This is a genomic window from Streptomyces scabichelini (assembly GCF_011045015.1).
Lineage (GTDB): Bacteria > Actinomycetota > Actinomycetes > Streptomycetales > Streptomycetaceae > Streptomyces > Streptomyces scabichelini.
Genome location: NZ_JAAKZY010000016.1, coordinates 31,484 through 45,296 on the forward strand (window position 1 = coordinate 31,484; position 13,813 = coordinate 45,296).

Annotated in this window: 14 protein-coding genes and 3 pseudogenes; 7 read left to right on the forward strand and 10 right to left on the reverse strand. The window is 68.6% G+C overall.

The genetic code is table 11. The annotated features are described in order from the left end of the window. Window positions 1–911: 911 nt before the first annotated feature. The 4 genes and pseudogenes from G5C60_RS07590 to G5C60_RS07605 form a co-directional block, all read left to right on the forward strand. Window positions 912–1,565 (forward strand): annotated as a pseudogene (locus G5C60_RS07590) (cation:proton antiporter domain-containing protein); the annotation flags it as partial. Continuing rightward, complete coding sequence (locus tag G5C60_RS07595) at window positions 1,552–1,761, forward strand: CBS domain-containing protein (RefSeq protein ID WP_165256035.1); 210 nt, start codon at window positions 1,552–1,554, stop codon at window positions 1,759–1,761. The pseudogene G5C60_RS07590 and the gene G5C60_RS07595, both read left to right, overlap by 14 nt. Then, entirely contained in the window at window positions 1,758–3,056 is a 1,299-nt protein-coding gene (locus G5C60_RS07600; protein ID WP_165256037.1) for an SLC13 family permease, read from the forward strand. The genes G5C60_RS07595 and G5C60_RS07600 overlap by 4 nt, the downstream gene beginning before the upstream one ends. A 58-nt stretch (window positions 3,057–3,114) precedes the next feature. Continuing rightward, window positions 3,115–3,414, forward strand: a complete 300-nt coding sequence (locus tag G5C60_RS07605; RefSeq protein ID WP_165256039.1) for a hypothetical protein — start codon at window positions 3,115–3,117, stop codon at window positions 3,412–3,414. Between the two features lie 20 nt (window positions 3,415–3,434). On the opposite strand, the gene G5C60_RS07610 is transcribed toward G5C60_RS07605, so the two are convergent. The 5 genes and pseudogenes from G5C60_RS07610 to G5C60_RS07635 form a co-directional block, all read right to left on the reverse strand. Next, complete coding sequence (locus tag G5C60_RS07610) at window positions 3,435–3,818, reverse strand: hypothetical protein (protein WP_165256041.1); 384 nt, start codon at window positions 3,816–3,818, stop codon at window positions 3,435–3,437. Continuing rightward, window positions 3,818–5,044 (reverse strand): hypothetical protein, encoded by a 1,227-nt coding sequence (locus tag G5C60_RS07615; protein WP_165256043.1) that lies wholly within the window; start codon window positions 5,042–5,044, stop codon window positions 3,818–3,820. The genes G5C60_RS07610 and G5C60_RS07615 overlap by 1 nt, the downstream gene beginning before the upstream one ends. A 36-nt stretch (window positions 5,045–5,080) precedes the next feature. Next, window positions 5,081–5,575 carry a DUF1682 domain-containing protein gene (locus G5C60_RS07620; RefSeq protein ID WP_165256045.1) on the reverse strand — a complete coding sequence of 165 codons (495 nt, stop codon included), beginning with the start codon at window positions 5,573–5,575 and terminating at the stop codon, window positions 5,081–5,083. Between the two features lie 485 nt (window positions 5,576–6,060). Next, complete coding sequence (locus tag G5C60_RS07630; protein WP_165256047.1) at window positions 6,061–7,626, reverse strand: oxidoreductase; 1,566 nt, start codon at window positions 7,624–7,626, stop codon at window positions 6,061–6,063. A 99-nt stretch (window positions 7,627–7,725) separates the two neighbouring features. Beyond that, window positions 7,726–7,950 (reverse strand): annotated as a pseudogene (locus tag G5C60_RS07635) (SPFH domain-containing protein); the annotation flags it as partial. A 207-nt stretch (window positions 7,951–8,157) separates the two neighbouring features. On the opposite strand from G5C60_RS07635, the gene G5C60_RS07640 reads away from it, so the two are divergent. Beyond that, the gene (locus G5C60_RS07640; protein ID WP_165256049.1) at window positions 8,158–8,604 is read left to right on the forward strand and encodes a hypothetical protein; all 447 of its coding nucleotides are present in this window, start codon (window positions 8,158–8,160) and stop codon (window positions 8,602–8,604) included. A gap of 53 nt (window positions 8,605–8,657) precedes the next feature. Next, the gene (locus G5C60_RS07645; protein WP_165256051.1) at window positions 8,658–9,497 is read left to right on the forward strand and encodes a transposase family protein; all 840 of its coding nucleotides are present in this window, start codon (window positions 8,658–8,660) and stop codon (window positions 9,495–9,497) included. A 496-nt stretch (window positions 9,498–9,993) separates the two neighbouring features. Here G5C60_RS07645 and G5C60_RS07650 read toward each other — a convergent pair whose 3' ends face one another. Next, a complete protein-coding gene (locus tag G5C60_RS07650) occupies window positions 9,994–10,386 on the reverse strand; it encodes a nuclear transport factor 2 family protein (protein WP_165256053.1) in 393 nt (130 codons plus the stop codon). Window positions 10,387–10,511: 125 nt separating this feature from the next. On the opposite strand from G5C60_RS07650, the gene G5C60_RS07655 reads away from it, so the two are divergent. After that, window positions 10,512–11,087: a PadR family transcriptional regulator gene (locus G5C60_RS07655; RefSeq protein WP_165256055.1), complete on the forward strand. Its 576-nt coding sequence runs from the start codon at window positions 10,512–10,514 to the stop codon at window positions 11,085–11,087. A gap of 72 nt (window positions 11,088–11,159) precedes the next feature. Here the strand turns inward: G5C60_RS07655 and G5C60_RS07660 are convergent, their stop codons facing one another. From G5C60_RS07660 to G5C60_RS07675, 4 genes and pseudogenes are all read right to left on the reverse strand, one after another. Next, window positions 11,160–11,501 (reverse strand): hypothetical protein, encoded by a 342-nt coding sequence (locus G5C60_RS07660; RefSeq protein WP_165256057.1) that lies wholly within the window; start codon window positions 11,499–11,501, stop codon window positions 11,160–11,162. A gap of 69 nt (window positions 11,502–11,570) precedes the next feature. Then, the gene (locus tag G5C60_RS07665) at window positions 11,571–12,377 is read right to left on the reverse strand and encodes a GDSL-type esterase/lipase family protein (protein WP_165256059.1); all 807 of its coding nucleotides are present in this window, start codon (window positions 12,375–12,377) and stop codon (window positions 11,571–11,573) included. A gap of 158 nt (window positions 12,378–12,535) precedes the next feature. Further along, window positions 12,536–12,833 (reverse strand): annotated as a pseudogene (locus G5C60_RS07670) (SPFH domain-containing protein); the annotation flags it as partial. A gap of 131 nt (window positions 12,834–12,964) precedes the next feature. Next, window positions 12,965–13,711: a phosphotransferase family protein gene (locus tag G5C60_RS07675; protein ID WP_165256061.1), complete on the reverse strand. Its 747-nt coding sequence runs from the start codon at window positions 13,709–13,711 to the stop codon at window positions 12,965–12,967. Window positions 13,712–13,813: the final 102 nt, after the last annotated feature.

Here is a 13,813-nt window from a genome sequence, read left to right on the forward strand (position 1 = left end):
GGATACAGACGAGGAACCATGACGAAACTCATCGCACCTTGGACTCCTGGATCCAGGTCTTGAAGCGGTACACCCTCGCAGCACCAGCACTGTGGACGCTGCGGCGAGAACGCCCGCGTCGGCCCACTGGATGCCGTGCTTCAGCGGCTCGCCGCCGATGTAGTAGTGAAGGGCGGGAGGTACGCGGCCCAGTCGGCGCCGAGTTGGTCGGCGAAGGTGAGGACGCCGATGCCCGCAGTGGGGCGGCGAAGACGACGGCCCGACGGCCGGTGGCGGCGCCCAGGCCCATGGCGAGTGCACCGAACGCCACGGCCGGCAAGGCCAGGTTGACGCACTGCGCCAGGAACTCGGCCGGAACTGATGGAGGTCAGGTCGGCACCCTCCGGATGGCCGGCATCCCGGCATCGCGATCCATACCGTGGCGGCGACGCCGCAGGCTCCGGCCGTCGGGGCTCCAACCCGCTGAAGGATCACGCGGGTTCGGGGCACGGGGTGCGCGAGGAGCAGGTCGAGCGTGCCGGACTCCTCGTCGCCTGCCGTGGCGCGGGCCCCGCGCAGGTCGCCACGTCCGCTGCCGGGCCGGCCGACGGTTGAACCGATCGTATCTGCGGTCCTCGCATCCAGCCCTGCCGCCGACATTGCCGGGATCCGGCGATGTCATACAGCCCATTGTGCCTATTGGTGATCTGTCAAAAACGCGTCAAGGACGGGTAGGGTTCCCCCCGGTGTGCCGGGAAGCCTGGTCGGCGAGTAGAGGATCAATCTCTCTTCCGATCGGGGTGTCCGTCATGGTGCTCGTGGCGGTTTTCGGTGCAGCGCTGCTGGTGGCGGTGCTGTTGTCCGGCCTGGCGGCACGGACGGTGCTGTTCACCGACGGCATGCACGTGTCGCTGCCCAAGCTGCGGGCCAACCCGCTGATGGTCAGCACCCTCGTACGCTTCCGTCTGCTCGGCGCGGAGCCGAAGCTGCAGCCGCTCCTGCCGCTGGCGACCGGGATCATCCTGTACGCGGTCTGCCACCTCACCCACGCCACCCCGTACCTGGCGGCGTTCTCGGCAGGCGCGGCGCTGGTGCACGTGTCCCCGGAGGCGAAGGAGTCCTTCGAGCCGCTGGGCGAGGCACTGGCGGAGCCGGCGAAGTTCGCGGCGCTGCTGGTGTTCGGTGCGCTGCTGACTCCGCAGCTGTTCGGCGACCTGTCGTTCGGCGGCTATGTGGCGGTGGTCCTGGCGATCGTGCTGATCCGGCCGGCTTCGCTGCTGCTCTCACTGATCGGTACGAGCCTCTCCCGCAAGGAGAAGCTGGTGGCGGCCTGGTTCGGTCCGAAGGGCTTTGCATCGGTGGTCTACGGCCTGCTGGTCCTGCAGTCCGGTATCCCTCGGGCGGAAGAGGCGTTCACGCTGATAGCGGTGTGCATCGCCTTCTCGATCATCGCGCACAGCTCGACGGACGTGCCGATCGCCCGCGCCTTCGACGTGGACGAGTTGACCGGAATCCCGGCCGGGCGTGAGGACCGTGAGAACACCGACGCACCGCCGAAGGAGACCCACGCCGATGCACGCACGTGATCTGGCCGGCCCTTACCCCACCGTGTCCGCGGACGATGACGCGCTCGACGCGGCCCGCCTGCTCGTACGGGAACAGTTGCCCGCATTGCTGGTCCGCGACCGGGACGACTACCCGTACGCAGTCGTGCCGTCCGCTCACATGATCGGCGCCGTCACCGCGACCGCGCCTTTGGAGCACTTCATCGGAGGATCGTGAACGACTGGCACAGCTGGGCAGCCGTCGTCGTCTTCGTCGGCGCGTACGCCTTGATCATCAGCGAGAAGATCCACCGCGTCGCTGTTGCGCTCGGCGGCGCGGGCCTGATGCTGGCGATCAGAGCGACCGACGACAAATCGGCCTTTTACTCCGAGCACTCCGGCGTCGACTGGAACGTCATCTTCCTGCTGCTGGGCATGATGATGATCGTCGGCGTGCTGAAGAAGACAGGCATGTTCGAGTACCTGGCGATCTGGTCCGTGAAGCGGGCCCGGGCCAAACCCTTCCGGGTCATGGCCATGCTGGTCGTCATCACGGCGGTCGCCTCGGCGCTGTTGGACAACGTGACCACAGTCCTGCTCATCGCACCCGTGACGCTGCTGGTGTGCGAACGTCTGGCCCTGCCCGCCGCCCCCTTCCTCATCGCCGAGGTCATGGCCTCGAACATCGGCGGCACCGCGACCCTGGTCGGCGACCCGCCCAACATCATCATCGCCAGCCGCGCCGGCCTCACGTTCAACGACTTCCTGGTCCACCTCGCCCCGATCTCGGCGATCCTGGTCGTCGTCTTCGTCCTGCTGTGCCGCGTGATGTTCCGCAAGGCCTTCGTCTACGACGAGGACCGCGCCGCCGAGATCATGGAACTGGAGGAACGCGAGGCCATTCGCGATCCCCGGCTCCTCGTTCAGGGCCTGATCGTGCTCGCGCTGGTCGTGGCGGGCTTCGTCCTGCATCCGATGCTGCACTACGAGCCGAGCGTCGTCGCCCTGCTCGGCGCCGGGCTGCTCATCGCCATCTCGTCGGCGGAGACAGGTGACGTGCTGAAGGAGGTGGAGTGGCCCACGCTGGCGTTCTTCGCCGGGCTCTTCATCATGATCGGCGGTCTGATCGAGACCGGGGTGATCGGTGAGGTCTCCAAGTCCCTTGCCGACGCCATCGGCGACAGCGAACTCGCCGGTTCCATGACCCTGCTGGGTGCCTCCGCCGTCCTCTCCGGCATCGTCGACAACATCCCGTACGTCGCCACGATGGCCCCCATCACCAGCGACCTGGTGCAGAACATGGGCGGCGGCAGCAATCACGTCATGTGGTGGGCCCTGGCGCTCGGCGCCGACCTGGGCGGCAACGCCACCGCGATCGGCGCCAGCGCCAACGTCGTCGTCCTCGGCATCGCCGAACGCAACCGACAGCCCATCTCCTTCTGGCAGTTCACCAAGTACGGGCTTGTCGTCACCTTCGTCACCGTGGTCATCGCCCTCGCCTATGTGTGGCTGCGCTACTTCGCACTCGCCTGACCTGTCGTCGGCCGAACCGGCCACGGAACGGCCGCCTGGACCGGAAGGAGGTACGCGCATGGATGCATCGCTGATGGCCCCCGTGACCGTCGTCGCCATGGTGGTGATCCGAACCGCGCTGGTGGAGATGCGTCACCCGGGAAGCACACGTCGGCAGTGGTGCTTCCTTGCCCGCCGCCAACCCATGACTGCCGGAGCCACCGCGGCTGTGCTTCTCTCCCTCGTCGGCCGGCAGGCGGCCGGTATCGCCTCCGTGGTGTGGGCGCTCGTGGCCGGGGCACTCGTCGCCCACGTCGTCAACCTGTCCACGGCGCCGGAAGCGGACAAGACGGAGAACGGGAACGGTGGACGTCATTGAACTGGCGGGTCGCGCCGGTATCAGGCGAGGGCGGAGACCGCGGACAGTGTGGATGCGACGAGGGACACCAGCCCCGGTACACCGCCGCACTTCTCTTTGATCTTCTCCAGCAACGTCTGGGCCACGATTCGCCCGTCGGAGCTGTCCAGCGGCTGTTCTTCCACCGTGTTCAGGAAGCCGACACAGACCTCGTAGTCGTCGACGTGGGCCCGTTCGCGCTCCATCCCCTCCCGGATCCGGGAGAACATCTCGGCGATGCTCTGTAACTCGTCTTTCCCCAGGCCGGAGTTGTCCTGACTCTGCGTGGAGTGGTAGGCACCCGGCTGGTTCTGCACGTTCTGCATGGACCCGGTGTTCTGGATTCCCGAGTTGGATCCGCCGGGTTGTGCCTTGCGACCGAACATCACGTTGCCCCTCCTGCCGACTGCTGGGAGCCCACCGCCCCCGGCTGGTTCTGGACGTTGCTCATCTCGCCCGTGTTGATGATTCCGTTGTTGAGGACGACGGTGATCTGTTCCCGGTAGGCGACGGTGTCGACGTTGTGGTCGACGAGGAAGCCCTCGACTGCGGCGAGGACCCGGCCCTGCATCATGTCGATGTAGCGGCGGGCGTCGTCGTACTGGAGCATGTCGTCCATGTACCGGGTCGAGTAGACCTCCCGCAGGCTCACCGGTCCCTTTCCTGGATCCTGGGCGGGAGACTGCTCATCGTTCTTGGGCCGTTTGAACAGCCGGACCAGCACCCAACCGGCGTCCACGGCGGCCAGATAGGCGGTACGTCGCCGCCGACTCCAGCTCACCGGCGCCGCTTCCGTCTCCGCCTTGCGCAGTCGTGGGTGGATCGGGTTGACGACATGAGGGCGGACAACGACCCGCAGGTAGTGGTTCTCGTAGGCGAATCCCACAAAGAGGGAGGCCACCAGCTCGCCGTCCCAGGAGGTCATCCGCACGCACAGGAAGCGACGGGCTACCTTCGGCGCGCGCTGCGCGTCCACCGCCCGCACGCCGTCCCTGGCCAGGGTGACCAGCCCCTCCCACAGCTCGGGCGTCAGTGTGACCCAGCGCTCGGCGGCTACCGCGGCCACGCCGAATACCTCCTGCGCGCTGTCGGGGTGGAAGTCCGGCAGCGGGTCGATGGGGCGTTGCAGTTCCCGGGCCACGTGCGCGTGCAGGTCGTCCGGGGTGAACCGGACCACACCCTCGCCGGGCCTGGATCCGGCCAGCAGTTCTTCGACACTGGGCAAGGAGCGAAGGCGGCTGTTGCCGTCTGCGGAGCCTTGGTCGCCGTTCTCGTCCTCCGATTTGGCGGGCATGACGTCGATGCCGATCTGCGTCTCGAACCAGACTTTGCCCGCACCTACGAAGTGGTACTTCGCTCCTGCGGCGCGGATCTGGTTCTGATACGGCACCACCTCGCCGTACGCCCCGTCGCGAATCCGCTCGGCCGCGCTCCGAAAGCGACGGGGCACCTCGGCTCCCCATGTCGCGCTACCCCCGACATGGATCAGTTCATGGAGCCTTCGCTGGGCAAGCACCCGGTCCGTGTAGAACGCCGCCCACAGCCCCGACAGGGCTATGACCGGCGCAAGGTAGGCGAGTGGGGTCAGCACCCACAGCCCACCGGCCACCAAGGCTAGAACAATGATGGCGCGGCGCAGCCATAACAGTCACTCCGCCTGCGCGCACGCGATCAGTACGGCCTCGAGGTCGAAGCCCTGAGACGGCACCGGCCGCCCGTCTCCTGCTATCCGGCTGCGTATCCAGCGCACGTACTCGTGGCCGACAAGTACGCGCGGCTGCTTTGGATCAGCGGGCGTCTCGTCGTCCAATTCCTTCTCCAGCTCGGCCTTCTCACCCTCGGCCGCCCGTTTCGCCGCCTGCTCCAGACGCCTCAGGCGGACGTTCTCCGGGGTGAGCCTGTCACCGAACTTCTTGATCTGCTTCTTGCGCCACTTCCTCAGCTTCTCGGCGAACTCCTCGGCCCTGTCCGGCCGCAGATGTGCGGCTGCGCACAGTAACCGTGTGGGCTCTGTCATCCCGTCCGGGCCGGGCCCGGCCCGATGAGTGCCGTCCGCTCCGAACACCGGCACGGCCGGCACCTTCAGCAGTGACGCGGCTCCGTCCATCCGCCCGTCAGCGGATCTTGCAGACTCTGTTGCCATGCACCCCGCCCCCTCAGCACGAACGATCGTGCCGCATCGGAGCAGCTCTGCCTACTACGCCCGACCACCGCGTTCAGGCCTAATTTGGTTCTGCGTACGGGAGGTTGACGGGGCAGGGACGGAGCGCGGTGCACTCGGCGGCCGCCTTTGCCGGTTTGGCCGGCGTGTGGGCCGGAGCGGCCGGGCACGGTTCGATCCACAGGCTGCGTTCAGCGGAGGGCATGGTGAGGCGGCGCAGTTGGTCGGGGCCGAGAGGTAACGACGTCACCCAGCTGATCCCACTCCTCCAGGCCGTGCCGCCGGTGCGGGGCAGGCGCGGCCGGCCGCGGCACCGCCCGGACGTGGTGCGTGCGTGTGTTCGCTCACCTGCACTGGTTCCGCCGCCTTCGGATCCGCTGGGCGATACGCGGCGACATCCACGAAGCCTTCCTCGCCCCGGGCCGCGCACTGACGTGCCGGCGACGCCTGAGCTCAGCTCTTGCCCGCTAGTTCTTCTGCAGGGTGCGGGTGACACCCGCGATGACGGCGGTCGTCAGCACCCAGCCGAAGGCGATCAGCAGGTAGGCCAGCCACTGGAGGCTGTCGTTCGACCAGTACCAGGCCGTGCGCTGACCCAGACCACCGATGGGGATCAAAAGGTCGAGTGTGTAGACGAGGGGCTGGAACGGGGCGCCTTCGCCCGGTTTGACGCGGGTGGGCGAGTGCGCACCGAAGACCAGGGCGCCCAGCAAGGTCAGTATCAGGAGCCAGACGCCGGCCAGCCACGGCCGATAGCCGTAGCCGACGGTCACGTCGAGGAGATGGCCCCATGCGCGGGCTGCCGGGGACAGGGCGCGGCGCCGCTGGCGTTGCTTGGCAAGCAGGACGCGGCGGGCGTCATCGTCGTGCCCGGCCTTGCGGTACCAGGCCGCCAACTGCTCGTACGGTTGTGGGTTGTAGCCCGGACTGCTGCGTATCCATGCCACGCGTCGGGCCACAGACCCCCGGTCGCCCACGGCCTCGTAGCGCTCGTCGTTCGCGTCCGCCGTCTTGATGGAGCCGTAAATGAAGCCGTCCAGCTCCACCCGCTCCGGCCAGCTGTACTCGTTCTCGTGGAGGTACGACACCTGGGCGCCCCGCAGGTCCAGGGTGCCGGACGGGGGCCGGGCGAGGGTGAGATCGAGGTCGACGGCTTGCAGGTGCATGGCGATCAAGGCCGGGGCGTTCGCGTCGTCGGTGGGCGGGCCGTTCAGGACCGCTCCGCCGAAGGTCACGTTGTCCGTGACCTGGGTGCCGCGCAGCCGTACCGTGCCGTTCGCGGTGAATCCCGCGGAGAACTTGAGCGACGAGGCCATGGCGTTGTCGAGGGTGAGGGCCACACCGCGTGGGCCGGGTCCTTCCAGTCGGGCGCCCTGCATGGCCAGCGTGCCCGGCAACTGCGCCCCCATCAGACGGACTTCCCCGCGTGCGACGAACCCGTTTCGGCAGAAGACGCCCCCTTCCATGGCCAGACCACCGGCCGACAGGGCCCACCCGTCGGGTGCGATCAACGCGGCCCCGTTGAGGAGCAGTCCGCCGTTCACCCGGGCGTCGGTGAGCGACAGGGCGGTGCTCACGCGGTTGAAGGGTGTGGGGGCGCCGCCCTCCACCACGGTGCGCCGCAGGGAGAAGTTGCCCTCGATGCGGGCCGAATCGGCCTCGATGCCGGGTATCCGGCTGTCCGTGAACACCAGGGTCTGCGTCGACGCGCCGAGGAGATTCACCGCCTCCTCGAACCAGCATGCCTCCAGCCAGAGGGCATGGGCGAGCTGCGCACCGGCCAGATCCAGGCGTCCGGAGATCCGTGCCCCGGTGAGCCTCAGACGCGCCACCGCACCCGGTTGCCCAGTGTTCGCGCCCAGCAACAACGCGGCGACCACCGCCGCCCGCACCGTCCGCTCGGCTCCCCACCGTCCGCCGTCGGCGACCCGGTCCTCCTCCTGCGTACCCGTACGCAGGTCCACCCGCCGCCCCTCGGGGAACGCGTCCCACAGCTCACGCTCAGGGGAAGTCAACTCGTCGTAGGAAAGCACTCATGCAGAGTAGTGATCTTCCTTCATGCTCGTCCGGCCCCACTTCCAGTCGATCACGCCCCACGTCGACCGATGACGTCATGGATGCTCGGCAATCTGTCATCCGTGGTCGGCGGAGGGACGGGACGGGAGGGCGTCGGAGGCGACGCGATCCGCCTTGGCTGCGTCGGCGAGGGCGGCGGCAGCGGTTTCCGCGGCCTGAGCCGTGTCGTCGGCGGCTTGGGCGGCGCTGTCGTCCGAGGGCTTCTCTCGGGTGGCCGGCGACTGCGGCAGCACCTCGCTGAAGGCGCGGGACACGCCCTGGAGCGCGGCGGTGACCTCACTGAGCGGTGTGCATCGTGAAGTCGCAGGTCACAGGTCTGGTGTGAATGGTGAGTTGGATACTCGTGCCGGTAGGCGGCCGATGACCATGGCGTAGATCATCGGGCGGGTTCGGCTCCGGCGGGATGCCGGGTTCGGCGCCTACGACCGGCCCCGCCTACGATCCGTCAGCAGGTCGACACGCCGTGAGGACGCGGGAGGGCGCGGGGGATGCAGGAGCGGCAGTGGATCACGGCCCGTCGGAACGAACTGGAAGCTCTCACCGAGGAGTTGACCAAGAAACTCCAGGAGGTCCAGGCCGAGCAGGATGAACTGGCGATCGCTGAGCGAGTGTTGAACCGCCTGGCCGAACAGGCCCGGGCCGGCGCCGGGGCTGTCGCTCCGGTATCGGCGAAGGTGGCCGGTCGGGCAGTCCTGCTCATCCCGCACCGCAGCGACGCGGCGGCCGAGGGCGCGCTGCCCGGCGACTACCGCAAGATCCTGGCGATCGCGCGGGAGGCCGACGGCCCGGTGCAGGTCCGGGCGGTCGGCGAGCGGCTGGGGATGGACGCCTCGGTGCGCGGCAAGCTGGAACCTTTGCGGGCGAAGCTGACCAAGCTCGCCGACCGCGGCTGGCTGCACAAACGCCCTGACGGGCAGTTCACGGCACGTCCGTAACTGTGCGGGGCGGGGGCGTAACTGACAGCTCTTCGACGGCAGTTGAGTTTGGTGTGAAGAAAAACAACAGTTCCGTCGAGGGCCCTGACGGCCTCGTCTACACCGCCCGCCTGCCGCTGTCGAGCACCACCCTGAACTGGCTCGCCGACCTGATACGCGGCCACCTCAAGAAGATCGGCTCCAGGTGGCGCGCTCTGCCCGCGGGGAAGATCGCCACCATTGTGCTGGCGGTGCTGCGCTGTGACCAGCGGCCCGGCGACCTGGCCGGCGGAAACGGAGTACACCGCACCACCGTTACCCGGTGGGTCCGCGAGGTCATCGGCTTGCTCGCCGCCCGCGCCCCACGCCTGGACCGGGCCCTGAAGAAGATCGCCCGAATGGGTGGCGGCATCGTACTGCTGGACGGATCAGTGGTCCGCACCCGGCGCAGGACCGGGAAGGAGAACCGGAAGAACTACTCCGGCAAGAACAAATGCCACGGCCTGCTCGTGATCGCCTTCACCGACGACCGGGGCCGGCTGCTGTGGATCTCGGCGGCCCGCCCCGGGCGCACCTCGGAGATCACCGCTTGCCGGCACGACAAGCTCACCCAGAAACTGCGGGAAGTCGGACTCGGAGCCATCGCCGACCTGGGATTCGTCGGCCTCGACGACGGCGGCCCCGACGCCGACCCGGCGGTGATCACCGGCTACAAGGCCGCCCGGAACCGGCCTCTGACGCGAGGCCAGAAGCTGTCCAACACGGCACTGGCGGCCGTCCGGGCGCCGGTCGAGCACGGCTTTGCCCACCTCAAGAACTGGCGCGCCCTCGGCAAGGTGCGCACCGACCCTGCCTGGGCGACCGCCCTGGTCAGGGCCTTGCTGGTCCTCACGAACCGCGAAGTCGCCCGATGACCGACGATCTTCACCAAAGTCGCCTGCCAGCGACCAGCACGAGCATCCCGATGCCCACGCACACCAGCCCTGTGACCAGCAACTTCAGCTTGCACTCTCCAAACTAGGCGTTGGCTGGACACTGCTGTTTGTCAGCAGGGCGCCGCCCTCGCCGGCGAGGGTGCCCAGCCCGGCCGGGCGCAAGACGTACCGCACGTATACCGAAAGGCGTCCACGGCGCCGGCCCAGTTGGCGGGCAGGGTCACATCGTGCGGCCGGGTACCACGGCGCGATACAGGTGGTGCTCCTGGACGATCTACAGTGAGTCAGCGACGCCGAGCTTCTCGAACGGCCCGCGCAGCGTGTACGGCTGGCCTTCCGGCCGCCTCTGGACAGCTGGTGCAGCGCCGTCTCGAACTCGAAGCGGCCTCGTCGAAGGGTGGTGGCGCAGCCGCCGGGGATGTTGTGGCGCTGTGCCGGGAGGGGTTGCTCAGTCCGTCGAAGTCCGTCGTCGTGGTTACTGTTCGGCGGCCTCTCGGGCGATCTGCTCGGACAGGGCGCCTGCAGCCTCGGCGACCGCCTGGGCGGCGGAGAGCGGGCGCACCATCACCGTGATCTCGTCGATTTTCCCGTCGTCGTCGAAGTGCAGGAAGTCGCATCCCTGGAGCTGCTTGCCGGCGACAGTGGCGGTGAAGACGAAGGCGTGATTGCGGCCGTCGGGGTTGGCGATCTGACGGATGTAGGTGACGTCCTCGTAGATCAGGAGCGCGCCGCGCAGGATCGCCGCGGTGATGGCCTTGCCCGGGTACGACTCGACGGTGACGGGGCCGGTGAAGACGACGTCGTCGGCCAGCAGAGCGGCCACGGCGTCCGCGTCGCCGTTCTCGATGGCCTTGGGGAAGGGATGCATGAGCCCACCTCGGATATTCAAAAATGTTAATAGGTTTGGTTGAGACTAGAGGGACCGCTAGGGCTTGTCTACAGGGAAGGGGTGACTGTTAGTCGCGTTATTGATTAATCTGCTAGCGTGCATCCATGGCTTTGCGGAACGCGGTGATGGCCGCACTGTTGGAGGGCGAGGCGTCCGGGTACGACCTCGCGAAGGCGTTCGACGCGACGGTCGCCAACTTCTGGATGTCGACGCCTCAGCAGCTCTACCGGGAGCTGGATCGTATGGAGGCCGAAGGACTCGTCACGGCCCGCGTCGTCGAGCAGAAGCGCCGCCCCAACAAGCGACTGTTCTCCTTGACGGAGGCCGGACGGACGGCCGTCCACGCCTACACCGCCGAGCCCCTGGGTAAACCGGCGGTGATCCGGGACGAGTTGCTTGTCAAGGTGCAGTGCCTGGACGCGGGCGACATGGAAGCGGTCCGGGCCGCCATCGCCGAGCGCATGGAGTGGGCCACCGCCAAGCTGGCCCGCTACGAGCGGCTCCGGCAGCGTCTGCTCGACGGGCGCTCTGAGGAGGCGTACTTCGCCGAGGCCGAGCGCATCGGCCCGTATCTCACCCTGCTGCGCGGGATGGCGTTCGAGCGGGAGAACCTCCAGTGGGGGGACATGGCGGTGCGCAGGCTCGAACAGCGCACAGCCGCGCTCCGGGCCGACGGCTGACTGCGGCGGTCCGGCTCAACACGGTTAGTCAACAAAGTGATGACCCGGGGCCGGTGTGAGCAGCCCGGCCTCTCAGGGGTCGTTGGTCTGTGTCCGAGCCAGGACCGGCTGCGGTTCCTTGTCGGCGGGATTGCGGTGCAGTGCCTTGCGGTCGGAGAACCGGGTCACGTCGGAGCCGGAGAGGCACGCGACCGCGAGTCCCAAGCCCAGGATCACCCAGCCTCGGGGCAGTCCGGCGTCGCCCTGGGCGTCGTTGTGGAGGATGGAGCGGACGACGCCGGTGATCTGACGCAGGGGCTGGAACTCGCCGAGGGTGCGGTGTAAGCCGGGGAGTGCCTGGCGGGGGCCGTGGCGCCGGACGTCGGTGCCGCCATGGCGATGTAGAAGATCGTGATGAACAGCTCTCCCCGGCATGAGCGTGCGCACCCCCGGTGAAGCGCAGTTCAGCACGAGGAGCCGCCGGCGTCGTCGCAATCCAGAGCATCACACCGATGGGGAGGTGTCCCCAGCGGGCGCGGCCACCGGAAGCAGGGCCGGCCGCTTGGCCCGGCGGCCGTCGCCGGAGGAGCGGCCACGCAGGCGGCGGACGGCCCAAGGGCCGAGGAAGGTGCCGGCCCAGCGCAGTTCGGCACCCACGGTCCTCCAGGCAGGGATGTCCGTCCCCTCGGCCGGAAGGGGAAGGGTCCACGTATCGTCGCTGCCCGGCAGACCGAGCGCGTGGGCCACGGCAGCCGCGATGCGCGCGTGTCCCAGCGGGCCGGCGTGCAGCCGGTCAGCACTCCACAACCGCGGATCGGTCGCCGCCGCGTGCGCGGCCGTCTCCGCCACCACCACGCCGTGGCGGTCGGCGGCCTCCCGGATGCGCGCGTTGAGTGCGAGAACACGGTGACCGATCGGGCGGGCCAACGGCGTGATGCGCCCGACATCGGGAACCATGAGGGTCGCGACGGTGGCGCCCTGCGCGGTGAGGGCGGCGAACATCGCCTCGACATGGCCGGCCACCTCGTCGAGGTCGCAGCCCGGGCGCAACGCATCGTTGACCCCAGCCACCACGGTGGCAAGGTCGGGCCGCATCGCGAGAGCCGGAGCGAGCTGCTCGGCGCGCACCTGGCCGGCCTTACGGCCGCGCACCGCGAGGTTGGCGTAGAGCAGGCCAGGGCTGTGGCGGGCGACCTGCTCGGCGAGCCGGTCCGCCCAGCCCCGAAGACCACGGACGTCGTCGCCGTCGCCGAGTCCCTCGGTGTGACTGTCACCCAGGGCGACATAGCGCAGATACCCACCGCTCGACACGGGGCTGCCCGCCTCTCGTCAACGCTGCTGATGGAAGTGGCACACGGCCACCGCTAAGCAACTAGGCACCTAGTCGCATTGTTGAGTATGACGATAGCTGCAGGCTCACCTTCCTGCAAAGTGACGCCGCTCATGCCGGTGCTGAGGCCGTCGAGGGCGGTCCACCGCCGTCCACCGCCTTGGTCCGCCCCGGAGATCGTGTGGCAACTGGGGATCACCCAGAAAGTACTGCCCGAGCCTTGCGCGAGTTGGGGCAGCATCTGGAGGTACTCGTAGGCGAGCAGCTTGGGGTCGGGGTCGTTGCGATGCACGGGCCTGGAACACCTCGTCGATGGCCCGGGACCGGCCCTCGGCCTGAAGGATCGCAGCGGTACGGTTGCCCTCCGCGCGCAGGACAGCGGCCTGCTTGTCGCCTTCGGCGGTGAGAATCTGCGACTGACGTTGCCGTTCGTCACCCTCGGCTGCGCCGTCATCTGCCGGCGACGACTGCGCACCGCATTTTGTCGGGAGTATGGGCGGGCGATCGCCCCAGGGGATGGCCCGCTCGATGCGTCACGCGCATACGTAGCAGTCGGGTCCGCGCAGCCTCACATCCGGGCTCTCAGCACGTCGACCTCGCAGCCCGGCGCGAAGGGGTCGAAGCCGTGCTCGGTCAGCCAGCGAACCGCCAGCAGGCTTCGCAACGACCACCACGCGTGGATCACGTCGAGGTCGATGTCGGTGCCATAGCCGGCGATGACGTCGTCGAGGTGCTCCTCGTGTCCGAGCGTGAAGGTGGCGAGGTCGTACAGGGCATCACCCTGGCCCGCCTCGGACCAGTCGATGATGCCGGTGACCTCGTCTCCGTCGACGAAGACGTGCGCGATCTGCAGGTCGCCGTGTGTGAACGCCGCAGTCCACGGCCGGAGCGCGGCCTCGGCGACCTGGCGGTTGCGGGTGACCAGGTCGGCGGGCAGGACACCGTTCGTCACGAGCAACTCGCACTCGGCGTCGAGTTCCGCCACCAGCGCGACGACGCTCCGGCCGGCCCGGCCCGGCCGGGGCGGCAGGGGCGCCTCGTGCAGCTTCCGGATGGCGGCGCCCGCCGCGGCCCACGCCGCCGGCGACCCGGTCGACGGCCCGCCGAGGCGCCCGAGCGTCGTCCCCGGGAGTGCGGCGATCGCGAGCACGGGCGGCTTGCGCCACAGGACCTCCGGGGTCGGGACCGGCGCGAGGGACATCATCTCGGCCTCGACGTCGATGCGCGCCTGATCGGCGTCCACCTTCAAGAACACGTCACCGACGCGCAGAGTCGCGCGCTCAGAATGGGCGACGACGACTTCGACCTCATCCATGGGCGACCAGTATCCCGGGGATGATCGCCGACGTCGCCAGGTTTATGGCGTGCGATGACGCGGCTGACCGCGTCCCGCTACCCGGCGGCCTCGTACACGACA

Bases quoted from the DNA above. Each gene is read 5' to 3' on its own strand.
- G5C60_RS07620 (WP_165256045.1), bottom strand. From the start codon at position 5,575: ATGGCAACAGAGTCTGCAAGATCCGCTGACGGGCGGATGGACGGAGCC.
- G5C60_RS07610 (WP_165256041.1), bottom strand. From the start codon at position 3,818: ATGTTCGGTCGCAAGGCACAACCCGGCGGATCCAACTCGGGAATCCAG.
- G5C60_RS07660 (WP_165256057.1), bottom strand. From the start codon at position 11,501: ATGCCGGGGAGAGCTGTTCATCACGATCTTCTACATCGCCATGGCGGC.
- G5C60_RS07605 (WP_165256039.1), top strand. From the start codon at position 3,115: ATGGATGCATCGCTGATGGCCCCCGTGACCGTCGTCGCCATGGTGGTG.
- G5C60_RS07595 (WP_165256035.1), top strand. From the start codon at position 1,552: ATGCACGCACGTGATCTGGCCGGCCCTTACCCCACCGTGTCCGCGGAC.
- G5C60_RS07655 (WP_165256055.1), top strand. From the start codon at position 10,512: ATGGCTTTGCGGAACGCGGTGATGGCCGCACTGTTGGAGGGCGAGGCG.
- G5C60_RS07650 (WP_165256053.1), bottom strand. From the start codon at position 10,386: ATGCATCCCTTCCCCAAGGCCATCGAGAACGGCGACGCGGACGCCGTG.
- G5C60_RS07640 (WP_165256049.1), top strand. From the start codon at position 8,158: ATGCAGGAGCGGCAGTGGATCACGGCCCGTCGGAACGAACTGGAAGCT.
- G5C60_RS07675 (WP_165256061.1), bottom strand. From the start codon at position 13,711: ATGGATGAGGTCGAAGTCGTCGTCGCCCATTCTGAGCGCGCGACTCTG.